Source organism: Bacillus sp. SKDU12, from assembly GCF_010093085.1.
Classification (GTDB): Bacteria; Bacillota; Bacilli; order Bacillales; family Bacillaceae; genus Bacillus; species Bacillus mexicanus.
Genome location: NZ_MSRC01000024.1, coordinates 23,619 through 48,128, shown reverse-complemented (window position 1 = coordinate 48,128; position 24,510 = coordinate 23,619). Strand labels below are relative to the sequence as shown.

General features: G+C 42.4%; 26 protein-coding genes and 1 other annotated feature. All 26 genes read left to right on the top strand.

Annotated elements, in window-relative coordinates; translation table 11 throughout:
• The first annotated feature begins 8 nt into the window (after window positions 1-8).
• The 26 genes from cysE to rplW all read left to right on the top strand — a co-directional run bounded on the left by cysE (window position 9) and on the right by rplW (window position 24,506).
• On the top strand, window positions 9-680 hold the full coding sequence (cysE, locus tag BTW01_RS18070) for a serine O-acetyltransferase (RefSeq protein ID WP_162104337.1): 672 nt from the start codon (window positions 9-11) through the stop codon (window positions 678-680).
• Complete coding sequence (cysS, locus tag BTW01_RS18065) at window positions 677-2,077, top strand: cysteine--tRNA ligase (RefSeq protein ID WP_162104336.1); 1,401 nt, start codon at window positions 677-679, stop codon at window positions 2,075-2,077. Before cysE ends, cysS begins: the two co-directional genes overlap by 4 nt.
• A 3-nt stretch (window positions 2,078-2,080) precedes the next feature.
• Window positions 2,081-2,503, top strand: a complete 423-nt coding sequence (locus BTW01_RS18060) for a mini-ribonuclease 3 (protein WP_162104335.1) — start codon at window positions 2,081-2,083, stop codon at window positions 2,501-2,503.
• The gene (rlmB, locus tag BTW01_RS18055; RefSeq protein WP_162104334.1) at window positions 2,496-3,245 is read left to right on the top strand and encodes a 23S rRNA (guanosine(2251)-2'-O)-methyltransferase RlmB; all 750 of its coding nucleotides are present in this window, start codon (window positions 2,496-2,498) and stop codon (window positions 3,243-3,245) included. The genes BTW01_RS18060 and rlmB overlap by 8 nt, the downstream gene beginning before the upstream one ends.
• Before the next feature lie 6 nt (window positions 3,246-3,251).
• Window positions 3,252-3,764, top strand: coding sequence for a ribosome-dependent mRNA decay endonuclease Rae1/YacP (gene rae1 / locus BTW01_RS18050; protein ID WP_162104333.1), 513 nt, complete (start codon window positions 3,252-3,254; stop codon window positions 3,762-3,764).
• A 62-nt stretch (window positions 3,765-3,826) separates the two neighbouring features.
• A complete protein-coding gene (gene sigH / locus BTW01_RS18045) occupies window positions 3,827-4,483 on the top strand; it encodes an RNA polymerase sporulation sigma factor SigH (RefSeq protein WP_162104332.1) in 657 nt (218 codons plus the stop codon).
• 93 nt (window positions 4,484-4,576) lie between these two features.
• Entirely contained in the window at window positions 4,577-4,726 is a 150-nt protein-coding gene (gene rpmG, locus BTW01_RS18040) for a 50S ribosomal protein L33 (protein WP_003156421.1), read from the top strand.
• A gap of 33 nt (window positions 4,727-4,759) precedes the next feature.
• Window positions 4,760-4,939, top strand: a complete 180-nt coding sequence (gene secE / locus BTW01_RS18035; protein ID WP_072182892.1) for a preprotein translocase subunit SecE — start codon at window positions 4,760-4,762, stop codon at window positions 4,937-4,939.
• A 179-nt stretch (window positions 4,940-5,118) separates the two neighbouring features.
• A complete protein-coding gene (gene nusG / locus BTW01_RS18030; RefSeq protein WP_010332761.1) occupies window positions 5,119-5,652 on the top strand; it encodes a transcription termination/antitermination protein NusG in 534 nt (177 codons plus the stop codon).
• Between the two features lie 167 nt (window positions 5,653-5,819).
• Window positions 5,820-6,245 carry a 50S ribosomal protein L11 gene (gene rplK / locus BTW01_RS18025; RefSeq protein ID WP_003156430.1) on the top strand — a complete coding sequence of 142 codons (426 nt, stop codon included), beginning with the start codon at window positions 5,820-5,822 and terminating at the stop codon, window positions 6,243-6,245.
• Window positions 6,246-6,339: 94 nt separating this feature from the next.
• A complete protein-coding gene (rplA, locus tag BTW01_RS18020) occupies window positions 6,340-7,038 on the top strand; it encodes a 50S ribosomal protein L1 (protein WP_162104331.1) in 699 nt (232 codons plus the stop codon).
• Between the two features lie 45 nt (window positions 7,039-7,083).
• Window positions 7,084-7,224, top strand: a sequence feature (ribosomal protein L10 leader region).
• A 65-nt stretch (window positions 7,225-7,289) separates the two neighbouring features.
• On the top strand, window positions 7,290-7,790 hold the full coding sequence (gene rplJ / locus BTW01_RS18015) for a 50S ribosomal protein L10 (RefSeq protein WP_162104330.1): 501 nt from the start codon (window positions 7,290-7,292) through the stop codon (window positions 7,788-7,790).
• 45 nt (window positions 7,791-7,835) lie between these two features.
• Window positions 7,836-8,207 carry a 50S ribosomal protein L7/L12 gene (rplL, locus tag BTW01_RS18010; protein WP_162104329.1) on the top strand — a complete coding sequence of 124 codons (372 nt, stop codon included), beginning with the start codon at window positions 7,836-7,838 and terminating at the stop codon, window positions 8,205-8,207.
• Window positions 8,208-8,296: 89 nt separating this feature from the next.
• Window positions 8,297-8,902: a class I SAM-dependent methyltransferase gene (locus BTW01_RS18005; protein WP_162104328.1), complete on the top strand. Its 606-nt coding sequence runs from the start codon at window positions 8,297-8,299 to the stop codon at window positions 8,900-8,902.
• A 243-nt stretch (window positions 8,903-9,145) separates the two neighbouring features.
• On the top strand, window positions 9,146-12,727 hold the full coding sequence (rpoB, locus tag BTW01_RS18000; protein ID WP_162104327.1) for a DNA-directed RNA polymerase subunit beta: 3,582 nt from the start codon (window positions 9,146-9,148) through the stop codon (window positions 12,725-12,727).
• Window positions 12,728-12,788: 61 nt separating this feature from the next.
• The gene (gene rpoC / locus BTW01_RS17995) at window positions 12,789-16,388 is read left to right on the top strand and encodes a DNA-directed RNA polymerase subunit beta' (RefSeq protein WP_162104326.1); all 3,600 of its coding nucleotides are present in this window, start codon (window positions 12,789-12,791) and stop codon (window positions 16,386-16,388) included.
• A gap of 176 nt (window positions 16,389-16,564) precedes the next feature.
• The gene (locus tag BTW01_RS17990; RefSeq protein WP_162104325.1) at window positions 16,565-16,813 is read left to right on the top strand and encodes a 50S ribosomal protein L7ae-like protein; all 249 of its coding nucleotides are present in this window, start codon (window positions 16,565-16,567) and stop codon (window positions 16,811-16,813) included.
• Window positions 16,814-16,926: 113 nt separating this feature from the next.
• Entirely contained in the window at window positions 16,927-17,343 is a 417-nt protein-coding gene (gene rpsL / locus BTW01_RS17985) for a 30S ribosomal protein S12 (protein ID WP_003225781.1), read from the top strand.
• A gap of 41 nt (window positions 17,344-17,384) precedes the next feature.
• Window positions 17,385-17,855 carry a 30S ribosomal protein S7 gene (gene rpsG, locus BTW01_RS17980; protein ID WP_003156447.1) on the top strand — a complete coding sequence of 157 codons (471 nt, stop codon included), beginning with the start codon at window positions 17,385-17,387 and terminating at the stop codon, window positions 17,853-17,855.
• 52 nt (window positions 17,856-17,907) lie between these two features.
• Window positions 17,908-19,986 carry an elongation factor G gene (fusA, locus tag BTW01_RS17975; RefSeq protein WP_162104324.1) on the top strand — a complete coding sequence of 693 codons (2,079 nt, stop codon included), beginning with the start codon at window positions 17,908-17,910 and terminating at the stop codon, window positions 19,984-19,986.
• Between the two features lie 119 nt (window positions 19,987-20,105).
• The gene (gene tuf, locus BTW01_RS17970) at window positions 20,106-21,296 is read left to right on the top strand and encodes an elongation factor Tu (protein WP_039076390.1); all 1,191 of its coding nucleotides are present in this window, start codon (window positions 20,106-20,108) and stop codon (window positions 21,294-21,296) included.
• 101 nt (window positions 21,297-21,397) lie between these two features.
• A complete protein-coding gene (locus BTW01_RS17965) occupies window positions 21,398-22,354 on the top strand; it encodes an alpha/beta fold hydrolase (RefSeq protein ID WP_162104323.1) in 957 nt (318 codons plus the stop codon).
• Between the two features lie 236 nt (window positions 22,355-22,590).
• Window positions 22,591-22,899, top strand: a complete 309-nt coding sequence (rpsJ, locus tag BTW01_RS17960) for a 30S ribosomal protein S10 (RefSeq protein ID WP_003156464.1) — start codon at window positions 22,591-22,593, stop codon at window positions 22,897-22,899.
• A gap of 39 nt (window positions 22,900-22,938) precedes the next feature.
• Window positions 22,939-23,568, top strand: a complete 630-nt coding sequence (gene rplC, locus BTW01_RS17955; protein WP_162104322.1) for a 50S ribosomal protein L3 — start codon at window positions 22,939-22,941, stop codon at window positions 23,566-23,568.
• Between the two features lie 27 nt (window positions 23,569-23,595).
• Entirely contained in the window at window positions 23,596-24,219 is a 624-nt protein-coding gene (rplD, locus tag BTW01_RS17950) for a 50S ribosomal protein L4 (protein WP_162104321.1), read from the top strand.
• Window positions 24,219-24,506 carry a 50S ribosomal protein L23 gene (gene rplW, locus BTW01_RS17945; RefSeq protein WP_106021661.1) on the top strand — a complete coding sequence of 96 codons (288 nt, stop codon included), beginning with the start codon at window positions 24,219-24,221 and terminating at the stop codon, window positions 24,504-24,506. Before rplD ends, rplW begins: the two co-directional genes overlap by 1 nt.
• The last annotated feature ends 4 nt before the right edge of the window (window positions 24,507-24,510 follow it).

Sequence of the window (24,510 nt, the reverse complement as noted above, 5' to 3'; positions counted from 1 at the left end):
GGGAGCATGTGTTTTTTAGAATGCTAAAAGAAGACATTGATACAGTGTTCGATCAAGATCCTGCAGCAAGAAGCTATTTTGAAGTGATTTTAACTTATTCAGGTTTACATGCTATATGGGCGCATCGGATTGCACATGCTTTATATAAACGAAAATTTTATTTCCTTGCACGCCTTATATCTCAGGCAAGCCGATTTTTTACTGGGATTGAAATCCACCCCGGCGCTACAATCGGGAGAAGATTTTTCATTGATCACGGTATGGGAGTTGTCATTGGGGAGACATGTGAGATCGGCAATAACGTAACCGTTTTTCAGGGGGTTACCCTCGGGGGAACGGGGAAAGAAAAGGGGAAAAGGCACCCAACGATTAAAGATGACGCATTGATAGCCACAGGTGCTAAAGTGCTCGGTTCAATTACTGTCGGTGAAGGGTCAAAGGTTGGCGCTGGTTCAGTCGTGTTGCACGATGTTCCTGATTTTTCAACAGTTGTCGGCATTCCTGGACGGGTCGTTATACAAAATGGAAAGAAAGTAAGACGCGATTTAAATCATCAGGATTTGCCCGATCCGGTTGCTGATCGCTTTAAGTCTTTGGAACAGCAGATTTTAGAACTGAAGGCAGAGCTTGAAGACCTTGAAGACCTTGAAGACAGAAAAGAAAGGATCAATCAAAAATGACAATCACACTTTACAATACATTGACTAGACAGAAGGAAACATTCATTCCTCTTGAAGAGGGAAAAGTGAAAATGTACGTGTGCGGACCTACGGTTTACAATTACATTCACATCGGGAACGCCCGTCCGGCTATCGTATACGACACGGTTCGAAACTATTTGGAGTATAAAGGTTATGATGTACAGTATGTCTCTAACTTCACAGATGTGGATGATAAATTGATTAAGGCGGCAAATGAACTCGGTGAGGATGTGCCTGCCATTTCAGAGCGTTTTATTAAAGCATACTTTGAAGATGTAGGTGCGCTCGGCTGCCGAAAAGCTGATCTTCACCCACGAGTGATGGAAAACATGGATGCAATTATCGAATTCGTCGATCAGCTGGTGAAAAAAGGATATGCTTATGAATCAGAAGGTGACGTTTATTTCAAAACAAGAGCATTTGAGGGGTACGGAAAGCTTTCTCAGCAGTCAATTGATGAATTGAGATCAGGTGCACGCATCCGAGTCGGCGAGAAAAAAGAAGATGCTCTTGATTTTGCCTTGTGGAAAGCGGCAAAAGAAGGCGAAATATCTTGGGATAGCCCTTGGGGAAAAGGACGCCCGGGCTGGCATATTGAATGCTCAGCAATGGTGAAAAAGTTTCTGGGTGACCAAATTGATATCCATGCGGGCGGACAGGATTTAACCTTCCCTCATCATGAAAATGAAATTGCGCAGTCTGAGGCGCTGACAGGTAAAACATTTGCGAAGTATTGGCTCCATAATGGCTATATCAATATCGATAATGAAAAAATGTCAAAATCACTTGGCAACTTTGTGCTTGTGCATGACATCATCAAACAGCACGATCCGCAGCTTTTGAGATTCTTTATGCTTTCTGTTCATTATCGTCATCCGATTAATTATTCAGAAGAGCTTCTGGAGAATACAAAAAGCGCGTTTAACCGTTTGAAAACAGCGTACAGCAACCTTCAGCACCGCCTGAACAGCAGTACAAATTTAACGGAAGATGACGATCAGTGGCTGGAAAAAATCGAAGAGCACCGCAAGGTATTCGAAGAAGCGATGGATGATGACTTTAATACGGCGAATGCCATTTCTGTTTTGTTCGACTTAGCAAAGCATGCCAATTATTATCTTCAGAAAGACAATACGGCTGATCATGTGATTACGTCGTTTATCGAAATGTTTGAACGCATTGTGTCTGTCCTTGGTTTTTCATTGGGCGAGCAGGAACTTCTCGATCAAGAAATTGAAGACCTAATCGAAAAAAGAAACGAAGCACGCCGAAATCGTGATTTTGCATTATCAGATCAGATCCGCGACCAGCTGAAAAGCATGAATATCATACTTGAAGATACGGCTCAAGGCACTCGCTGGAAACGGGGAGAATAGCGGATGCTTGATTTTGAAAAGATAAAAGATTCAAAGCAGCTTAACGGACTTGCGCTTGCTTATATAGGTGATGCCATTTTTGAAGTGTATGTCAGGCATCACCTGCTTAAGCAGGGCTTTACCAAACCAAATGATCTTCATAAGAAATCAAGCCGAATCGTTTCGGCAAAGTCACAGGCTCAGATCCTATTCTTTTTGCAGGAGCAATCCTTTTTTACAGAAGAAGAGGAAGCGGTGCTGAAAAGAGGCAGAAATGCCAAGTCAGGAACGACACCTAAAAATACAGATGTTCAGACGTACCGCTACAGTACGGCATTTGAAGCGTTGCTGGGCTACCTTTTTCTAGAGAAAAAAGAGGAACGACTTAGTCAGCTCGTTGCCGAAGCTATACAATTCGGAACGTCAGGGAGGAAAACAAATGAGTGAGCAGCATGATTACGTCATAGGAAAAAATGCAGTGATCGAGACGTTAAAATCAGATCGTAAGCTGTATAAGCTGTGGATGGCGGAAAACACGGTAAAGGGACAAGCGCAGCAGGTGATTGAGCTTGCGAAAAAGCAGGGGATCACGATTCAGTATGTCCCAAGAAAAAAACTCGATCAAATGGTGACAGGACAGCATCAAGGCGTAGTGGCGCAGGTTGCCGCGTATGAATATGCGGAACTGGACGATTTATATAAAGCAGCAGAAGAAAGAAATGAACAGCCTTTCATCCTCATTTTGGACGAGCTTGAAGACCCTCATAATCTCGGTTCCATTATGAGAACGGCTGATGCGGTCGGCGCCCATGGCATCGTGATTCCAAAGCGCAGAGCCGTAGGACTGACAACAACAGTGGCAAAAGCTTCAACAGGGGCTATTGAACACATTCCCGTCGTAAGAGTCACCAACCTGGCGCGAACGTTAGAAGAAATGAAAGAGCGGGGGATCTGGGTTGTCGGAACGGACGCATCCGCACGTGAGGATTACCGCAATATGGACGGCAATATGCCTTTGGCTTTAGTCATTGGAAGTGAAGGAAAAGGGATGGGCCGCCTCGTTAAAGAAAAATGTGATTTTCTCATTAAACTCCCGATGGCTGGGAAGGTAACTTCACTGAATGCATCTGTCGCGGCTGGCCTTTTGATGTATGAAGTCTACCGGAAACGAAACCCTCTGGGAGAATAAAAACCCATGGATATCCTGTTAGTAGACGGATACAACATGATTGGAGCCTGGCCGCAGCTGAAGGATTTAAAAGCGAACAGTTTTGAAGAAGCGAGAGACGTACTGATTCAGAAAATGGCGGAATTTCAATCGTATACAGGACACAGGGTGATCGTAGTTTTTGACGCGCATCTTGTAAAAGGGATTGAGACAAAGCAGACCAACCACAGAGTTGAAGTGATTTTTACAAAAGAAAATGAAACGGCTGACGAGCGGATAGAAAAGCTTGCCCAGGCTTTGGATAATATTGCGACTCAAATTCATGTTGCGACCTCTGACTATACTGAGCAGTGGGCGATTTTCGGACAGGGGGCCTTGCGGAAGTCGGCCCGGGAGCTTTTGCGAGAGGTAGAAGCGATTGAAAGACGAATAGAGAGACGGGTAAGAAAAATCACTTCCGAAAAGCCGGCGGGTAAAATTGCTTTATCGGAAGAGGTATTAAAAACATTTGAAAAGTGGAGACGAGGAGACTTAGATTAAGTTGACGCTTTTTTGCCCAATATTGTATAATATTTCTATCTACGTGCGCCGGGGGGATCGGAGTGAATCTACAGAACAACAAGGGAAAATTCAACAAAGAGCAGTTTTGCCAGTTGGAGGACGAGCAGGTCATTGAAAAGGTTCATGTTGGGGACAGTGATGCGTTAGATTTCTTGATTACAAAGTACCGAAACTTTGTTCGCGCAAAAGCAAGATCCTACTTTTTAATAGGAGCGGACAGGGAGGATATTGTTCAGGAAGGTATGATAGGCCTCTATAAGTCTATTCGCGACTTCAAGGAGGACAAGCTTACCTCATTCAAAGCTTTCGCAGAATTATGTATTACCCGCCAAATCATTACCGCAATAAAGACAGCTACTCGCCAGAAACACATTCCTTTGAATTCCTACGTCTCATTAGATAAACCGATTTTTGATGAAGAGTCAGACCGAACACTGCTTGATGTCATTTCAGGAGCGAAAACTTTAAATCCTGAAGAAATGATTATCAACCAGGAAGAATTTGATGATATTGAAATGAAAATGGGAGAATTATTAAGTGATTTAGAGAGAAAAGTACTCGTTTTATATCTCGACGGAAGAAGCTACCAAGAGATTTCCGATGAACTGAACCGGCATGTGAAATCGATTGACAATGCTCTTCAGCGTGTGAAGCGCAAGCTGGAGAAGTACCTGGAAATTCGTGAAATCAGTTTGTAGTAGCAATTTAAAGTGATATTGACAGTATTTTTCTGTCTATGATATGTTACTAGGGATAAGAACTAATGTCTATTTAGAAAAAGGTGTAATGACATGAGAAAAAAGATTACGTTAGCATGCAAGACATGCGGAAACCGTAATTATACGACAATGAAGAGCTCTGCATCAGCGGCTGAGCGATTAGAAGTAAAGAAATACTGCAGTACTTGCAATTCACATACAGCCCATCTTGAAACAAAATAGTTTTTGCGCTTTTAAATTGTGGAGGTCTTTTACATGCGTATTATGAAATTCTTTAAAGACGTTGGGAAAGAAATGAAAAAGGTAAGCTGGCCTAAAGGAAAAGAGTTAACGCGTTATACCATTACGGTGATTTCAACAGTTATCTTTTTTATTATCTTTTTTGCCCTCCTTGACACAGGAATTTCTCAATTAATTCGTTTAATAGTTGAATAATGATCAGCAATACGTGCTATAATAGATCATAATATCACTTGCCAAAACCCGTTCAGCGGGTTTTTTATTGTGGCTTAAAACGAAAGTTAGCATAGGTTTTCTGCCTATTTTTTGAAGTATTATGGTAATTCACAAAAAACCAATTGCGGGGAGGGAAGGACTGGAGAGTCCTGAAGAGAATGGAAAAGAATTGGTATGTTGTTCACACGTACTCTGGTTATGAGAATAAAGTAAAAGCCAACTTGGAAAAACGTGTTGAATCAATGGGTATGCAGGATAAAATTTTCCGTGTGGTCGTACCTGAAGAAGAAGAAACGGATATTAAAAATGGCAAGAAGAAAGTCGTGAAAAAGAAAGTATTCCCAGGTTATGTGCTTGTTGAAATCGTCATGACCGATGACTCTTGGTATGTTGTCCGCAACACGCCGGGCGTCACTGGATTCGTAGGATCTGCCGGTTCTGGTTCAAAACCGACAGCGCTGCTTCCGGGCGAAGCGGAAACCATTCTGAAGAGAATGGGCATGGATGAACGCAAAACGGATATCGACTTTGAGTTGAAAGAGACAGTGAAAGTAATAGACGGGCCTTTTGCCAACTTTACTGGATCAATTGAAGAGATTGATTATGACAAAAGCAAGGTCAAAGTTTTCGTTAATATGTTCGGCCGTGAAACACCGGTTGAGCTGGAATTTACCCAAATCGATAAATTGTAATGTGAAAAAACTTGAAATCGCTATATATAAATGATAATATAGCAAAGGTACGTCTTGGACTTATCCAAGGCAACTAGCTTGATATTTCATCATTCATATAAAGAATGAAACCTTGAGTGGGAGGGTTTACCCTATTACCACATCACGGACTTAAGGAGGTGTGTCTCGTGGCTAAAAAAGTAGTAAAAGTTGTAAAATTGCAAATTCCTGCTGGAAAAGCTAACCCAGCACCACCAGTTGGACCTGCACTTGGTCAAGCCGGTGTTAACATCATGGGATTCTGTAAGGAGTTTAACGCTCGTACAGCTGACCAAGCTGGTTTAATCATTCCTGTTGAAATTTCGGTTTACGAAGACCGTTCATTTACATTTATTACAAAAACTCCGCCTGCTGCAGTATTGCTTAAAAAAGCAGCTGGAATTGAGTCTGGTTCTGGTGAACCAAACCGTAATAAAGTGGCAACCGTTAAGCGCGATAAAGTACGCGAAATCGCTGAAACAAAAATGCCTGACTTAAACGCAGCAGACGTTGAAGCGGCAATGCGCATGGTTGAAGGTACTGCACGCAGTATGGGTATTGTAATCGAGGATTAATTTGTTTCTTGTCGGGTTGCGAGTTTTAACAAGTTCGCAACCCTTATTCGTGGGAGGTTATTCCGCTATAACCACATAAGGAGGAAATTTTAAAATGGCTAAAAAAGGTAAAAAGTACGTTGAAGCTGCTAAGCTTGTAGAACGTTCTAAAGCTTACGACGTTTCTGAAGCAGTAGCTCTCGTTAAAAAAACAAACACAGCTAAATTCGACGCTACAGTTGAAGTGGCTTTCCGTTTAGGGGTTGACCCTCGTAAAAACGATCAGCAAATCCGTGGAGCAGTTGTGCTTCCAAACGGAACTGGTAAAACTCAGCGCGTTCTCGTTTTCGCAAAAGGCGAAAAAGCGAAAGAAGCTGAAGCTGCTGGTGCAGATTTCGTTGGCGATACTGACTACATTAACAAAATTCAACAAGGCTGGTTCGATTTCGATGTAATCGTAGCTACACCTGACATGATGGGTGAGGTTGGTAAAATCGGTCGTGTACTTGGACCAAAAGGTTTAATGCCAAACCCTAAAACTGGTACAGTTACATTCGAAGTTGAAAAAGCAATCGGCGAAATTAAAGCTGGTAAAGTTGAATACCGTGTTGATAAAGCTGGAAACATTCATGTTCCTATCGGAAAAGTTTCTTTCGAGGATGAAAAACTTGTTGAGAACTTCACAACAATGTACGACACAATCCTGAAAGCTAAACCTGCTGCAGCAAAAGGCGTTTACGTGAAAAACGTTGCTGTAACTTCTACTATGGGACCTGGTGTCAAAGTAGACTCTTCAACTTTCAACGTAAAATAATATTGACTCGACATCAACATTATGATATGATTCAAAATGTTGTAAAATAGAATATCATTTATACCGTAGACAGTAGGGGCCTAACAGCTTAATGATCCTACCGAGGTGTATATTATCACAGCTATTACGTTACGTATGCTTGTATATACAGCCTCCATGTCTCATGGAGGCTTTTTATATGGAATCCGTCGTCTCAGTCGTGATCACCTAACGGTATAAGTGTTACACAAGAATCTATAGGAGGTGTAACCATGAGCAGCGCAATTGAAACAAAAAAAGTTGTTGTTGAAGAAATTGCTTCTAAACTGAAAGAAAGTAAATCAACGATCATCGTTGACTATCGCGGACTTACCGTTTCTGAAGTAACAGAACTTCGTAAACAGCTTCGCGAAGCTAACGTTGAGTTCAAAGTTTACAAAAATACGATGACTCGCCGTGCGGTTGAACAAGCTGAGCTTAATGGTTTGAATGATTTCTTAACTGGACCGAACGCGATCGCATTCAGCACTGAAGATGTTGTCGCTCCGGCTAAAGTTCTTAATGAGTTCGCTAAAAATCACGAAGCTCTTGAAATCAAAGCTGGCGTTATCGAAGGTAAAGTTTCTACTGTTGAAGAAGTGAAAGCTCTTGCTGAACTTCCATCACGCGAAGGCTTACTTTCTATGTTGCTTAGCGTACTTCAAGCTCCAGTTCGCAATCTTGCTCTTGCTACAAAAGCTGTGGCAGAACAAAAGGAAGAACAAGGCGCTTAATCTAATCAGTTTTTCATAAATTAAAACAAAATGGAGGAATTACAAATGGCTTTAAATATCGAAGAAATCATTGCTTCCGTTAAAGAAGCAACTGTACTTGAATTGAACGACCTAGTAAAAGCAATCGAAGAAGAATTCGGCGTAACTGCTGCTGCTCCTGTAGCTGTAGCTGGCGGAGCTGCTGGTGGCGGAGCTGCTGAAGAGCAAAGCGAATTCGACCTTATCCTTGCTGGTGCAGGTTCTCAAAAAATCAAAGTAATCAAAGTTGTACGTGAAATCACTGGTCTTGGCTTGAAAGAAGCTAAAGAACTTGTTGACAACACTCCAAAACCACTTAAAGAAGGTATTGCTAAAGAAGAAGCTGAAGAGCTTAAAGCTAAACTTGAAGAAGTTGGCGCTTCTGTAGAAGTTAAGTAATCTTCACTTACCTGTAGGGGGAGCTCGCTTTTATGAGGCGAGCTTTTTCTTTGCCATTCTTTAAGACACGACAAAAGGAGGTTCTAATAATGAGTGAGCACTATTATTCAGAAAAACCTTCAGTAAAAAGCAATAAGCAAACCTGGTCTTTTAGGCTTCGTAATAAAGATTTCAAGTTTACCAGCGACAGCGGAGTTTTTTCTAAAAAGGAAGTTGATTTTGGCTCCCGTCTGCTGATTGATTCTTTTGAAGAGCCTGAAGTTGAGGGTGGTATCCTAGATATAGGCTGCGGCTATGGCCCGATTGGTTTATCGTTGGCCAGCGACTTTAAAGACCGGATTATCCACATGATTGACGTCAATGAGAGAGCTGTAGAGCTATCAAATGAAAATGCGGAACAAAACGGGATAACAAATGTTAAGATTTATCAGAGTGATTTGTTTTCAAACGTTGATTCTGCTCAAACATTTGCTTCTATTCTTACAAATCCCCCAATCCGAGCCGGAAAAAAAGTTGTCCATGCTATCTTTGAGAAAAGCGCTGAACACTTAAAAGCTTCAGGTGAGTTGTGGATCGTCATACAGAAAAAACAAGGTGCGCCTTCTGCCATTGAAAAGCTAGAGGAACTGTTCGATGAAGTTTCTGTCGTTCAAAAAAAGAAAGGCTATTATATCATAAAAGCAAAAAAAGTTTGACTCGGTATTGCAGATATGTTAATATTGTAAAATGCCAATGTATATATTTTACTTGATATGATGAATTGTCAATATCTATGTATAAATTATACAAGTATGGAAATGCTAATAAAATCGGTATTTGTTTTTGGATGTGGTTTTCTTAATTAGAAACCCTTTTTTCTTTTGTCTTGTAAAAGCATTTTTTCTTAGAAAGAAATGCTTATTACACATATAATACGCATGATTTGAGGGGTGAATCAGTTGACAGGTCAACTAGTTCAGTATGGACGACACCGCCAGCGCAGAAGCTATGCTCGCATTAGCGAAGTGTTAGAATTACCAAATCTCATTGAAATTCAAACCTCTTCTTATCAGTGGTTTCTTGATGAGGGTCTTAGAGAGATGTTTCAAGACATATCACCAATTGAGGATTTCACTGGTAACCTCTCTCTTGAGTTCATTGATTATAGTTTAGGTGATCCTAAATATCCTGTAGAGGAATCAAAAGAACGCGATGTGACTTATTCAGCTCCGCTAAGAGTGAAGGTTCGTTTAATTAACAAAGAAACTGGAGAGGTAAAAGACCAAGATGTCTTCATGGGAGATTTCCCTATTATGACAGATACAGGTACTTTTATCATTAATGGTGCGGAACGTGTTATCGTTTCCCAGCTTGTTCGGTCTCCAAGTGTATATTTCAGTGGTAAAGTAGACAAAAACGGTAAAAAAGGTTTTACCGCTACTGTCATTCCAAACCGTGGCGCATGGTTAGAATACGAAACTGATGCGAAAGATGTAGTTTATGTCCGCATTGATCGCACACGTAAGTTGCCGGTTACGGTTCTTTTGCGTGCTCTTGGCTTCGGTTCCGATCAAGAGATTCTTGATCTCGTAGGAGAGAACGAATACCTGCGAAATACGCTTGATAAAGATAATACAGAAAACAGTGACAAAGCGCTGCTTGAAATTTACGAGCGTCTCCGTCCTGGAGAGCCGCCTACAGTTGAAAATGCGAAAAGCTTGCTTGATTCTCGTTTCTTTGATCCGAAACGATATGATCTTGCCAATGTAGGACGCTATAAAATTAATAAAAAACTTCATATTAAGAATCGCCTCTTTAACCAGAGACTTGCTGAAACGCTTGTTGACCCTGAAACAGGAGAAATCCTGGCTGAAAAAGGTCAGATTCTTGATAGAAGAACACTTGATAAAGTACTGCCATACTTAGAAAACGGCATTGGTTTCAGAAAGCTGTATCCTAATGGCGGCGTTGTTGAAGATGAAGTGACTCTTCAATCGATTAAAATCTTTGCTCCGACTGATCAAGAAGGAGAACAGGTTATTAATGTAATCGGTAATGCTTACACCGAAGAAGAGATTAAAAACATCACGCCTGCTGACATTATTTCTTCTATCAGCTACTTCTTCAACTTGTTGCACGGAGTAGGCGACACAGATGATATCGATCATCTTGGAAACCGTCGTTTGCGTTCTGTAGGTGAGCTTCTCCAGAACCAATTCCGTATCGGTTTAAGCCGTATGGAGCGTGTGGTTCGTGAGAGAATGTCAATTCAAGATACGAATACAATTACACCTCAGCAGCTGATCAATATTCGTCCTGTTATTGCGTCGATTAAAGAGTTCTTTGGAAGCTCTCAGCTTTCACAATTTATGGACCAGACGAACCCGCTTGCTGAATTAACGCATAAGCGCCGTCTGTCAGCATTAGGGCCGGGTGGTTTGACACGTGAGCGTGCCGGAATGGAAGTGCGTGACGTTCACTACTCTCACTATGGCCGTATGTGTCCGATTGAGACGCCTGAGGGTCCGAACATCGGTTTGATCAACTCGCTTTCATCATATGCAAAAGTAAACCGTTTTGGCTTTATCGAAACGCCATATCGACGCGTTGACCCTGAAACAGGGAAGGTAACGGGCAGAATCGATTACTTAACTGCTGATGAAGAGGATAACTATGTTGTCGCACAAGCGAACGCTCGTCTTGATGACGAAGGCGCCTTTATCGATGACAGCATCATTGCCCGTTTCCGCGGGGAGAACACCGCTGTATCCAGAAGCCGCGTAGACTACATGGATGTATCGCCTAAGCAGGTTGTATCTGCTGCGACAGCATGTATCCCGTTCTTGGAAAACGATGACTCTAACCGTGCCCTAATGGGAGCGAACATGCAGCGTCAGGCTGTGCCTTTGATGCAGCCGGAAGCGCCATTCGTTGGAACTGGTATGGAATACGTATCAGGTAAAGACTCTGGTGCCGCTGTGATTTGTAAACACCCTGGTATCGTTGAACGCGTAGAAGCCAAAAACGTTTGGGTGCGCCGTTATGAAGAAGTAGACGGTCAAAAAGTAAAAGGAAACTTGGATAAATACAGCATGCTGAAATTTGTCCGTTCCAACCAAGGTACGTGCTACAATCAGCGTCCGATCGTAAGTGTCGGCGATGAAGTGGTAAAAGGAGAAATCCTTGCTGACGGACCTTCTATGGAGCTTGGTGAACTTGCGCTTGGCCGTAACGTAATGGTCGGCTTCATGACATGGGATGGTTATAACTATGAAGATGCCATCATCATGAGTGAACGTCTTGTAAAGGATGATGTTTATACATCTATCCACATCGAAGAATATGAATCAGAAGCACGTGATACGAAACTTGGGCCTGAAGAAATCACTCGCGATATTCCAAACGTCGGTGAAGATGCGCTTCGCAATCTTGATGATCGAGGAATCATCCGTATCGGGGCAGAAGTAAAAGATGGAGATCTTCTTGTTGGTAAAGTCACGCCTAAAGGTGTAACTGAACTGACTGCTGAAGAACGTCTGCTTCACGCCATTTTTGGTGAAAAAGCCCGCGAGGTTCGTGATACTTCTCTTCGTGTGCCTCACGGCGGCGGCGGAATTATCCACGACGTTAAAGTCTTCAACCGTGAAGACGGAGACGAACTTCCTCCAGGTGTAAACCAGTTAGTGCGCGTATATATCGTTCAGAAACGTAAGATTTCTGAAGGAGATAAAATGGCCGGTCGTCACGGTAACAAAGGTGTTATCTCTAAGATTCTTCCTGAAGAGGATATGCCTTACCTTCCTGACGGCACACCAATTGACATCATGCTTAACCCGCTGGGCGTACCATCACGTATGAACATCGGGCAGGTATTGGAGCTTCACATGGGTATGGCCGCTCGTTACTTAGGCATTCACATTGCATCTCCTGTATTTGATGGAGCGCGAGAAGAGGATGTTTGGGAAACGCTTGAAGAAGCCGGAATGGCTCGTGACGCTAAAACAGTTCTTTACGACGGGCGCAGCGGAGAGCCGTTTGATAACCGTGTATCCGTCGGTATCATGTATATGATTAAACTGGCTCACATGGTTGACGATAAACTCCATGCACGCTCTACAGGTCCTTACTCACTTGTTACGCAGCAGCCTCTTGGCGGTAAAGCACAATTTGGCGGACAGCGTTTCGGTGAGATGGAGGTATGGGCACTTGAAGCTTACGGTGCGGCTTACACTCTTCAAGAAATTCTGACTGTGAAGTCTGATGACGTGGTTGGACGTGTGAAAACATACGAAGCGATCGTTAAAGGCGACAATGTTCCTGAACCAGGTGTTCCGGAATCATTTAAAGTATTAATCAAAGAACTTCAAAGCTTAGGTATGGACGTAAAAATCCTTTCTGGTGATGAAGAAGAAATAGAAATGAGAGATTTAGAAGACGAAGAAGATGCAAAACAAGCTGACGGTCTGGCATTATCAGGTGATGAAGAGCCGGCAGAAACAGCATCGGCAGACGTTGAACGAGATGTAGTAACAAAAGAATAGTCTCTAGTTATAAAGGCAAGTGACATCGGTTAATCCGAAGATAAAAAGGGAGGTAGGCCCCTTGCTAGATGTGAACAATTTTGAGTATATGAACATCGGTCTTGCTTCACCGGATAAAATCCGTTCATGGTCTTTTGGTGAAGTGAAAAAGCCTGAAACGATAAACTATCGTACGTTAAAACCTGAAAAGGACGGTCTTTTCTGCGAACGCATTTTCGGACCGACGAAAGACTGGGAATGTCATTGCGGGAAGTACAAGCGAGTTCGTTATAAAGGCGTAGTTTGTGACCGCTGTGGAGTCGAAGTAACACGGGCTAAAGTCCGTCGTGAGAGAATGGGGCACATTGAACTGGCTGCCCCAGTTTCCCACATTTGGTATTTCAAAGGTATTCCAAGCCGTATGGGTCTTGTGCTGGATATGTCACCTCGTGCTTTAGAAGAAGTCATTTACTTTGCTTCTTACGTTGTAACTGATCCGGCAAACACACCGCTTGAAAAGAAACAGCTTCTGTCTGAGAAAGAGTACCGTGCATATCTCGATAAATACGGTAACAAATTCCAAGCATCTATGGGTGCAGAAGCGATTCATAAACTTCTTCAAGATATCGATCTTGTAAAAGAAGTTGATATGTTAAAAGAAGAGCTGAAAACATCACAAGGACAGCGTCGTACTCGTGCGATCAAACGCCTTGAAGTTTTAGAAGCCTTCCGTAACTCAGGAAACACGCCTTCTTGGATGATCCTTGATGTGCTTCCTGTTATACCGCCTGAGCTTAGACCAATGGTTCAGCTAGACGGCGGACGTTTTGCGACTTCTGATTTGAACGACCTATATCGTCGTGTCATCAACCGCAACAATCGTTTGAAACGCCTTTTAGATCTTGGTGCGCCGAGCATCATTGTTCAGAATGAAAAGCGTATGCTTCAAGAGGCTGTCGATGCCTTAATTGACAACGGTCGCCGCGGACGTCCAGTAACAGGTCCTGGTAACAGACCGTTAAAATCTCTTTCTCACATGTTGAAAGGGAAGCAAGGACGTTTCCGTCAAAACCTTCTTGGTAAACGTGTCGATTACTCCGGTCGTTCTGTAATCGTTGTTGGTCCTCATTTGAAAATGTACCAATGCGGATTACCGAAGGAAATGGCGCTTGAACTTTTCAAACCTTTCGTTATGAAAGAACTTGTTGAAAAGGGTCTTGCTCACAACATTAAGAGTGCAAAACGTAAAATTGAGCGCGTACAGCCTGAAGTTTGGGATGTATTAGAATCAGTTATCAAGGAGCATCCGGTCCTTCTGAACCGTGCCCCTACACTTCACAGATTAGGTATCCAAGCGTTTGAACCAACGCTTGTTGAAGGACGCGCAATCCGTCTTCACCCGCTCGTATGTACAGCTTACAACGCTGACTTTGACGGTGACCAAATGGCGGTTCACGTACCTTTATCTGCGGAAGCTCAAGCTGAAGCACGCATCTTGATGCTTGCTGCTCAAAACATCTTGAACCCTAAAGATGGTAAACCGGTTGTAACTCCGTCTCAGGATATGGTATTAGGTAACTATTATCTGACACTTGAGCGTGCCGGTGCTGTCGGTGAAGGCATGGTCTTCAAGAATACAGACGAAGCGATACTCGCTTATCAAAACGGATATGTTCACCTTCATACGAGAGTAGCTGTTGCAGCTAACTCCCTTAAAAATGTGACATTCACTGAAGAACAGCGCTCAAAATTGTTAATTACAACTGTCGGTAAGCTTGTCTTCAATGAAATTCTTCCGGAATCATTCCCTTACATGAATGAACCGACGAAGAGCAACATTGAGGAAAAAACACCTGACCGTTTCTTCTTAGAAAAGGGTGCGGATGTGAAAGCTGTCATTGAACAACAGCCAATCAATGCACCGTTTAAAAAAGGTATTCTGGGTAAAATCATCGCGGAAATCTTTAAACGATTCCATATCACGGAAACGTCTAAAATGCTTGACCGCATGAAAAACCTAGGTTTCAGATATTCAACAAAAGCTGGTATTACAGTTGGGGTTTCTGATATCGTCGTACTCGATGATAAACAAAAAATCCTTGAGGAAGCGCAAAGCAAAGTTGATAACGTTATGAAGCAGTTCCGACGTGGTCTCATCACTGAAGAAGAGCGCTATGAGAGAGTTATCTCTATCTGGAGTTCAGCGAAAGATGTTATCCAAGGCAAACTGATGCAATCACTCGATGAAATCAACCCAATCTACATGATGAGTGATTCTGGTGCCCGTGGTAACGCATCTAACTTTACACAGCTTGCCGGAATGCGCGGTCTGATGGCCAACCCGGCTGGACGTATCATTGAATTGCCAATCAAATCAAGTTTCCGTGAAGGTCTGACAGTATTGGAGTACTTTATCTCCACTCACGGTGCGCGTAAAGGTCTTGCCGATACTGCCCTTAAAACTGCTGACTCAGGTTACCTTACACGCCGTCTCGTTGACGTTGCACAGGATGTTATCATCCGTGAAACTGATTGCGGAACTGACCGAGGCATCCTTGCTCAGCCTCTTAAAGAAGGTACTGAAACAATTGAGCGCTTAGAAGAACGCTTAATCGGCCGTTTTGCACGGAAACAAGTGAAGCACCCTGAAACAGGTGAAGTGCTTATAAATGAAAACGAACTGATCGATGAAGACAAAGCATTGGAGATTGTAGAAGCCGGCATTGAAGAAGTATGGATTCGTTCTGCCTTCACATGTAATACGCCTCATGGTGTATGTAAACGATGCTATGGCCGAAATCTTGCAACTGGCTCCGATGTTGAAGTCGGTGAAGCTGTCGGAATCATTGCTGCCCAATCAATCGGTGAGCCTGGTACACAGTTAACAATGCGTACATTCCATACAGGTGGGGTTGCCGGAGACGATATTACTCAAGGTCTTCCGCGTATCCAAGAGCTTTTCGAAGCGCGTAATCCGAAAGGTCAGGCAACAATTACAGAAATCGACGGTACAGTCGTTGAGATCAATGAAGTTCGTGATAAGCAACAGGAAATTGTGGTCCAAGGCGCAGTGGAAACACGTTCTTATACGGCACCTTATAACTCCCGCCTGAAAGTAGCGGAAGGAGATAAAATTACTCGAGGCCAAGTACTGACAGAAGGTTCAATCGATCCGAAAGAACTTCTCAAAGTAACTGACCTGACGACTGTTCAAGAGTATCTTCTCCATGAGGTTCAAAAGGTTTACCGTATGCAGGGTGTTGAAATCGGTGATAAGCACGTAGAAGTAATGGTCCGCCAGATGCTTCGTAAAGTCCGCGTTATTGATGCCGGTGACACTGATGTGCTTCCAGGTACATTGCTGGATATTCACCAATTTACTGAAGCGAACAAAAAGGTATTAGTAGAAGGGAATCGTCCTGCTACTGGCCGTCCTGTCATACTTGGTATTACAAAAGCATCTCTTGAAACTGATTCATTCTTATCTGCTGCATCCTTCCAGGAAACAACACGTGTCCTTACAGACGCAGCGATCAAAGGTAAGCGTGATGAGCTTCTCGGCTTGAAAGAGAATGTTATCATCGGTAAGCTTGTTCCGGCTGGTACAGGTATGATGAAATACCGTCAAGCAAAACCAGTTTCAAAAGTTCAGCCGAATGAAGACATGGTACCGGTTGAATAATTGATGAAATGCTGCTGAAAGACTGGAAAATCAGTCTTTCAGCAGATATTTTCATAAAAAATCATTCTATGAGAAGATTAAAACTAAAAATGTCATACCTTGTTGACATTCGTCTCCTAGAATGATAATATAACCAAGGTGCTCGAAATAAACCTGTTACTTTGGAGGATATGTTTATGTCTTATGATAAAGTATCACAGGCCAAATCAATTATTATTGGTACGAAGCAAACAGTGAAAGCTCTCAAACGAGGTTCAGTAAAGGAAGTAGTCGTTGCAAAAGACGCAGATCCGACGCTCACGTCAAGTGTTGTTTCACTTGCGGAAGATCAAGGTATCTCCGTTTCAATGGTAGAATCCATGAAAAAGCTCGGCAAAGCCTGTGGAATTGAGGTAGGAGCAGCCGCTGTTGCCATCATTTTATAACGTACTTTTGTTTTTGCGTAAGAAGCTTTCTTCTGCAAAGACATTGTTTTTTGCCTTTTGATGAACCACCTGGGTATGTGGGTTATAAAACGTAATGAAGGGAGGAAAAAGATATGCCTACAATTAATCAGCTAATTCGCAAAGGACGCGTGAGTAAAGTAGAAAACTCAAAGTCTCCTGCACTTAACAAAGGATACAACAGCTTTAAAAAAGAGCACACTAATGTATCTTCTCCACAAAAACGCGGGGTATGTACTCGTGTTGGTACAATGACACCGAAAAAACCGAACTCAGCACTTCGTAAATATGCTCGTGTTCGTTTAACTAACGGAATTGAGGTTACTGCTTACATTCCTGGTATCGGTCACAACCTGCAAGAGCACAGTGTTGTACTTATCCGCGGCGGACGTGTAAAGGATTTACCAGGGGTACGTTACCACATCGTTCGTGGTGCGCTTGACACTGCTGGAGTTGAAAACCGTGCGCAAGGCCGTTCTAAATACGGAACGAAAAAACCTAAAGCAAAATAATGAACGAAAATACTCATAATTGATGAAGGGAGGATATTCAGATGCCACGTAAAGGTCCTGTAGCAAAAAGAGATGTTTTACCTGATCCGCTTTACAACTCTAAGCTTGTATCTCGTCTAATCAACAAAATGATGATCGATGGTAAAAAAGGTAAGTCTCAAACAATCCTATACAAGTCATTCGATATCATTAAAGAACGTACTGGCAATGATGCAATGGAGGTTTTCGAACAAGCATTGAAAAACATCATGCCTGTACTTGAAGTAAAAGCACGCCGTGTAGGTGGTGCGAACTACCAAGTTCCTGTAGAAGTTCGTCCTGAACGTCGTACGACTCTTGGGCTTCGTTGGTTAGTTAACTACGCTCGTCTTCGCGGAGAAAAAACGATGGAAGAGCGTTTGGCTAACGAAATCCTTGACGCAGCTAACAACACTGGTGCTGCTGTTAAGAAACGTGAAGATACTCATAAGATGGCTGAAGCAAACAAAGCATTTGCTCACTATCGTTGGTAGGTTTCATATACTAAAAAACACAATTTCCGAATAAGGAAGGAGAAATTACCCAATGGCAAGAGAGTTCTCCTTAGACAAAACTCGTAATATCGGGATCATGGCTCACATCGATGCTGGTAAAACGACTACTACAGAGCGTATCTTGTACTACACTGGTCGTATCCACAAAATTGGTGAAACTCATGAAGGAGCTTCACAAATGGACTGGATGGAGCAGGAACAAGAACGTGGTATCACAATCACTTCCGCTGCGACAACTGCACAGTGGAAAGGATACCGCGTAAACATCATCGATACTCCAGGACACGTAGACTTCACAGTTGAAGTTGAACGTTCTCTTCGTGTACTTGATGGTGCTGTTGCTGTACTTGACGCACAATCAGGCGTTGAGCCTCAAACAGAAACTGTTTGGCGTCAGGCGACAACTTATGGAGTACCGCGTGTCGTTTTTGTTAACAAAATGGATAAAATCGGTGCGGACTTCCTTTACTCTGTAGGAACTTTAAGAGACCGTCTTCAAGCAAACGCTCATGCAATTCAATTGCCGATCGGTGCAGAAGATAACTTCGAAGGTATCATTGATCTTGTAGAAAACGTTGCGTATTTCTATGAAGATGACCTTGGTACTCGTTCTGAAGCGAAAGAAATCCCTGAAGAGTACAAAGAGCAAGCTGAAGAGCTTCGCAACAGCCTTATTGAAGCTGTTTGTGAGCTTGATGAAGAGCTTATGGATAAATACCTTGAGGGTGAAGAAATCACTATTGATGAATTAAAAGCAGGTATCCGTAAAGGTACATTGAATGTTGAATTTTATCCTGTTCTTGTTGGTTCTGCCTTCAAAAACAAAGGTGTTCAGCTTGTACTTGATGCTGTGCTTGAATACCTTCCTGCACCAACTGATGTTGCTGCAATCAAAGGTATACACCCTGATACAAATGAAGAGCTTGTGCGTCATTCTTCTGATGACGAACCATTCTCTGCATTAGCATTTAAAGTTATGACTGACCCTTACGTTGGTAAGCTGACGTTCTTCCGTGTGTATTCTGGAACACTTGATTCAGGTTCATACGTGAAAAACTCTACTAAAGGCAAACGTGAGCGCGTTGGACGTATCCTTCAAATGCACGCTAACAGCCGCGAAGAAATCGCTACTGTATACTCAGGAGATATCGCAGCTGCTGTAGGTCTAAAAGATACAACAACTGGAGATACTCTATGTGATGAAAAGGATCTTGTTATCCTAGAATCAATGGAATTCCCAGAACCAGTTATCGACGTCGCTATTGAGCCTAAATCAAAAGCTGACCAAGATAAAATGGGTATCGCTTTAGCAAAACTTGCTGAAGAAGATCCTACATTCCGTACGCAAACGAACCCAGAAACTGGTCAAACGATCATCTCTGGTATGGGTGAACTTCACCTTGATATCATTGTTGACCGTATGAAGCGCGAATTTAAAGTAGAAGCCAATGTTGGTGCTCCTCAGGTTGCGTACCGTGAGACTTTCCGTCAAGGTGCAAAAGTTGAGGGTAAATTCGTACGTCAGTCTGGTGGACGCGGTCAGTTCGGACACGTTTGGATCGAATTCGAACCAAACGAAGAAGGCGCTGGCTTTGAATTTGAAAATGCGATTGTCGGTGGGGTAGTTCCACGTGAATACATCCCAGCTGTTCAAGCAGGTCTGGAAGATGCACTTGAAAATGGTGTACTAGCAGGCTTCCCGCTTATCGACATTAAAGCAAAACTTTTCGATGGCTCATACCATGATGTTGACTCAAACGAAATGGCATTTAAAGTTGCTGCTTCTATGGCATTGAAAAATGCAGTCAGCAAATGTAACCCAGTTCTTCTTGAACCAGTTATGAAAGTTGAAGTGGTTATTCCAGAAGAATACATGGGAGATATCATGGGTGACATCACTTCACGACGCGGACGTGTAGAAGGTATGGAAGCGCGCGGTAACGCTCAAGTTGTACGCGCTATGGTACCTCTTGCTGAAATGTTCGGTTACGCTACTGCACTTCGTTCTAATACGCAAGGTCGCGGTACGTTCACTATGTTCATGGATCACTATGAAGAAGTGCCGAAGAGCGTCGCAGAAGAAATTATCAAAAAAAATAAAGGCGAATAATTGATTTTGCCGCTTAACTCAAGTATAACTACTATTGTAAGATGAGGAAGTGAAAGCTTTCTTTCACTTCCTATCACTCTATACATTACTAATTAAAAGCTCTTAAGGAGGATTTTAGAATGGCTAAAGAAAAATTCGACCGTTCCAAATCACATGCCAATATTGGTACAATTGGACACGTTGACCATGGTAAAACAACTTTAACTGCTGCTATCACAACAGTACTTCATAAGAAATCTGGTAAAGGTACAGCTATGGCGTACGATCAAATTGATGGTGCACCAGAAGAACGCGAACGCGGTATCACAATCTCTACTGCGCACGTTGAATACGAAACTGATACTCGTCACTATGCACACGTTGACTGCCCAGGACACGCTGACTATGTTAAAAACATGATCACTGGTGCTGCGCAAATGGACGGAGCTATCCTTGTAGTATCTGCTGCTGATGGCCCAATGCCACAAACTCGTGAGCATATCCTTCTTTCTAAAAACGTTGGTGTACCTTACATTGTTGTATTCTTAAACAAATGCGACATGGTAGACGACGAAGAGCTTCTTGAACTAGTTGAAATGGAAGTTCGCGATCTTCTTAGCGAATACGACTTCCCTGGTGATGATGTACCAGTAATCAAAGGTTCTGCTCTTAAAGCTCTTGAAGGTGACGCTGATTACGAAGCGAAAATCTTCGAACTTATGGATGCGGTTGATGAGTACATCCCAACTCCAGAGCGTGACACTGAAAAACCATTCATGATGCCAGTTGAGGACGTATTCTCAATCACTGGTCGTGGTACAGTTGCTACTGGCCGTGTAGAACGCGGACAAGTTAAAGTCGGTGATGAAGTTGAAATCATCGGTCTTCAAGAAGAGAACAAGAAAACAACTGTTACAGGTGTTGAAATGTTCCGTAAGCTTCTTGATTATGCTGAAGCTGGTGACAACATCGGTGCCCTTCTTCGCGGTGTAGCGCGTGAAGACATCCAACGTGGTCAAGTACTTGCTAAACCAGGTACAATCACTCCACACAGCAAATTCAAAGCTGAAGTTTATGTTCTTTCTAAAGAAGAGGGTGGACGTCATACTCCATTCTTCTCTAACTACCGTCCTCAGTTCTACTTCCGTACAACTGACGTAACTGGTATCATCCAACTTCCAGAAGGCGTAGAAATGGTTATGCCTGGAGATAACACTGAAATGATCGTTGAACTTATCTCTACAATCGCTATCGAAGAAGGAACTCGTTTCTCTATTCGTGAAGGCGGACGTACTGTTGGTTCAGGCGTTGTTTCAACAATCACTGAGTAATCGTATGATAATAAACGAGACCCACTTTGGGTCTCGTTTTTTTGTATGCTTGTCTTTTTCTTGTATAATAGGATTTATCATATTCGAGGGGCTAATTTTATATGATTCCTAAAAACAGATCCATTGCTATCATGAAAGAACTGAGCATTGGACATACAAAACAAACGCTGATGATTAATGGGTCTGATATAAAAAATCCATTACTGCTTTTTTTACATGGCGGTCCGGGGATGCCGCAAATAGGGTATATAAGACGTTACCAAAAAGAACTAGAACGATATTTCACAGTAGTACAATGGGATCAAAGAGGTTCCGGCCTTTCTTATTCAAAACAGATTCCTCATTGCAGCATGACTATCAGTCAGCTCATTAAAGATACAATTCAAGTCACTCAATGGCTCCTAGATTATTTCTCCAAAACAAAATTATATCTTGCTGCTCATTCGTGGGGTTCACTTTTGGCGCTTCAAGTACTGCAGCAGCGTCCGGATTTGTTTTATGCATATTATGGAATCAGTCAGGTTGTTAACATCCACTGTGAAGAATCAGCTGCTTATCAACATCTTCAGGAAATTTCTGTTATAAAAAGAAACATTATCTTATCCCATCTTATACGTTTTATCGGTGCTCCGCCTTGGAAGAGGGGTATCCAGCACCTGATCTATCGGTTCTGTATCGAGGTGAGCAGGGGAGGATTCACATACCATCATCGTCAATTACTTACTATTATATTTCAAATGCTTTCTGGTCATGAGTATGGAATCAGAAACATGGGCAAGTTCCTTAATGGATTACACTTCAGCAAAAAATATTTAAATGATGAATTGTCTGGATTTAATGCATTTACAACAGTTCCTTCTATTAAAGTACCGTGTCTTTTCATTTCAGGGAGACATGATTTAATTGTGCCTGCTGAAATATCGAAACAATATTATTTGAAGCTTGAGGCACCTGAAAAGCGCTGGATACAATTTGAGAAATCTGCTCACACTCCGCATATCGAAGAACCATCTTTATTCGCGAGTACACTAAGTCGTCATGCGCTGTACCACTTATGATAGAGCCTTGATAAATAAGAAAAACACCTGTATAATAAAAAAAGTGTGCAAAGCATGCATATTATAAATAAGACTTGCAACATACGTCTATTTTCTGTATAATGGTGTATGTTGGTCTTTGACTGCGATGAAGTGAGAGGTTGCTGACACACCCGGCCGCTTTGCCATGGCGAGGTGTTCAGGTTTTTCTCACGGAGAACTGTCTAACGTGATGTAGGCGAAAAGGAGGGAAAATAATGGCAAAACAAAAAATTCGTATTCGTTTGAAAGCATATGATCATAGAATCCTTGATCAATCTGCAGAGAAGATTGTTGAAACGGCAAAACGTTCTGGTGCCAGCGTATCTGGTCCGATCCCATTGCCAACTGAAAAATCAGTTTACACAATCCTTCGTGCGGTGCACAAATACAAAGATTCTCGTGAGCAATTTGAAATGCGTACACATAAACGTTTAATCGACATTGTGAACCCAACACCACAAACTGTTGATGCTCTAATGCGATTAGACTTACCATCTGGTGTCGATATCGAAATTAAACTTTAATTCTAAAATATAGAATGATCTTAATAGGAGGTGTGACGAATGACCAAAGGAATCTTAGGAAGAAAAATTGGTATGACGCAAGTGTTCGCTGAAAATGGTGATCTTATTCCGGTAACTGTTATTGAGGCTGCTCCAAACGTTGTTCTTCAAAAGAAATCAACTGAAAACGACGGTTATGAAGCAATCCAGCTTGGTTTTGACGACAAGCGCGAAAAGCTTTCTAACAAACCTGAAAAAGGACACGTTGCAAAAGCGGAAACTGCTCCTAAGCGCTTCGTTAAAGAATTACGCGGAGTGGAAATGGATGCGTATGAAGTTGGTCAGGAAGTCAAGGTTGAAATTTTCTCTGCTGGAGAAATCGTAGATGTAACAGGAGTATCTAAAGGTAAAGGTTTCCAAGGTGCAATTAAGCGCCACGGACAATCTCGCGGACCTATGTCTCACGGTTCACGCTACCACCGTCGTCCTGGTTCAATGGGACCTGTAGATCCTAACCGTGTATTCAAAGGTAAATTATTGCCTGGACGTATGGGCGGAGAGCAAATCACTGTTCAAAACCTTGAAATCGTAAAAGTTGATGCAGACCGCAATCTTCTTTTGATCAAAGGTAACGTACCTGGTGCGAAAAAATCTTTAATCGCTGTTAAAAGTGCTGTTAAATCTAAATAACTCTCTTAGGAAAGGAGGAAATTGATCATGCCAAAAGTAGCATTATACAACCAAAACGGTTCTACTGCTGGTGACATCGAATTAAACGCTTCTGTATTTGGTATCGAGCCAAACGAGAGTGTTGTATTCGACGCTATTCTTATGCAAAGAGCTTCCTTACGTCAAGGATCTCACAAAGTAAAAAATCGTTCTGAAGTACGCGGCGGAGGTCGTAAACCATGGCGTCAAAAAGGTACAGGACGTGCCCGTCAAGGTTCTATCCGTTCACCGCAATGGCGCGGAGGTGGTGTCGTATTCGGCCCAACACCACGCAGCTATTCTTATAAATTACCTAAAAAAGTTCGCCGCTTGGCAATCAAATCAGTACTGTCTTCTAAAGTGAACGACAACAACATCATCGTTCTTGAAGATCTTACTCTTGACACGGCTAAAACAAAAGAAATGGCAGCTATCCTTAAAGGATTATCTGTTGAGAAAAAAGCTTTAATCGTAACTGCGGATGCTAACGAAGCAGTAGCTTTATCTGCTCGCAACATTCCTGAAGTTACTGTAGTTGAAGCTAACGGAATCAACGTTTTAGACGTTGTCAACCATGAGAAGCTTCTGATTACAAAAGCAGCGGTTGAAAAAGTAGAGGAGGTGCTTGCATAATGAAAGATCCTCGTGATGTTCTAAAGCGCCCCGTCATTACTGAACGTTCTGCTGATTTAATGGCTGAAAAGAAATATACTTTTGAAGTTGATGTAAGAGCTAACAAAACAGAAGTGAAAGACGCGGTTGAAAGCATCTTTGGAGTGAAAGTTGACAAAGTCAACATCATGAACTACAAAGGTAAATCAAAACGTGTTGGACGCTACACTGGTATGACTAGCCGTCGCAGAAAAGCGATCGTGAAACTTACTACAGACAGCAAAGAAATCGAAATTTTTGAAGCTTAATTAT

Coding starts and splice junctions, on each gene's coding strand:
- cysS (WP_162104336.1), top strand. CDS start 677: ATGACAATCACACTTTACAATACATTGACTAGACAGAAGGAAACATTC.
- BTW01_RS18060 (WP_162104335.1), top strand. CDS start 2,081: ATGCTTGATTTTGAAAAGATAAAAGATTCAAAGCAGCTTAACGGACTT.
- rlmB (WP_162104334.1), top strand. CDS start 2,496: ATGAGTGAGCAGCATGATTACGTCATAGGAAAAAATGCAGTGATCGAG.
- rae1 (WP_162104333.1), top strand. CDS start 3,252: ATGGATATCCTGTTAGTAGACGGATACAACATGATTGGAGCCTGGCCG.
- rpmG (WP_003156421.1), top strand. CDS start 4,577: ATGAGAAAAAAGATTACGTTAGCATGCAAGACATGCGGAAACCGTAAT.
- secE (WP_072182892.1), top strand. CDS start 4,760: ATGCGTATTATGAAATTCTTTAAAGACGTTGGGAAAGAAATGAAAAAG.
- nusG (WP_010332761.1), top strand. CDS start 5,119: ATGGAAAAGAATTGGTATGTTGTTCACACGTACTCTGGTTATGAGAAT.
- rplA (WP_162104331.1), top strand. CDS start 6,340: ATGGCTAAAAAAGGTAAAAAGTACGTTGAAGCTGCTAAGCTTGTAGAA.
- rplJ (WP_162104330.1), top strand. CDS start 7,290: ATGAGCAGCGCAATTGAAACAAAAAAAGTTGTTGTTGAAGAAATTGCT.
- rplL (WP_162104329.1), top strand. CDS start 7,836: ATGGCTTTAAATATCGAAGAAATCATTGCTTCCGTTAAAGAAGCAACT.
- BTW01_RS18005 (WP_162104328.1), top strand. CDS start 8,297: ATGAGTGAGCACTATTATTCAGAAAAACCTTCAGTAAAAAGCAATAAG.
- BTW01_RS17990 (WP_162104325.1), top strand. CDS start 16,565: ATGTCTTATGATAAAGTATCACAGGCCAAATCAATTATTATTGGTACG.
- rpsL (WP_003225781.1), top strand. CDS start 16,927: ATGCCTACAATTAATCAGCTAATTCGCAAAGGACGCGTGAGTAAAGTA.
- rpsG (WP_003156447.1), top strand. CDS start 17,385: ATGCCACGTAAAGGTCCTGTAGCAAAAAGAGATGTTTTACCTGATCCG.
- fusA (WP_162104324.1), top strand. CDS start 17,908: ATGGCAAGAGAGTTCTCCTTAGACAAAACTCGTAATATCGGGATCATG.
- tuf (WP_039076390.1), top strand. CDS start 20,106: ATGGCTAAAGAAAAATTCGACCGTTCCAAATCACATGCCAATATTGGT.
- BTW01_RS17965 (WP_162104323.1), top strand. CDS start 21,398: ATGATTCCTAAAAACAGATCCATTGCTATCATGAAAGAACTGAGCATT.
- rpsJ (WP_003156464.1), top strand. CDS start 22,591: ATGGCAAAACAAAAAATTCGTATTCGTTTGAAAGCATATGATCATAGA.
- rplC (WP_162104322.1), top strand. CDS start 22,939: ATGACCAAAGGAATCTTAGGAAGAAAAATTGGTATGACGCAAGTGTTC.
- rplD (WP_162104321.1), top strand. CDS start 23,596: ATGCCAAAAGTAGCATTATACAACCAAAACGGTTCTACTGCTGGTGAC.
- rplW (WP_106021661.1), top strand. CDS start 24,219: ATGAAAGATCCTCGTGATGTTCTAAAGCGCCCCGTCATTACTGAACGT.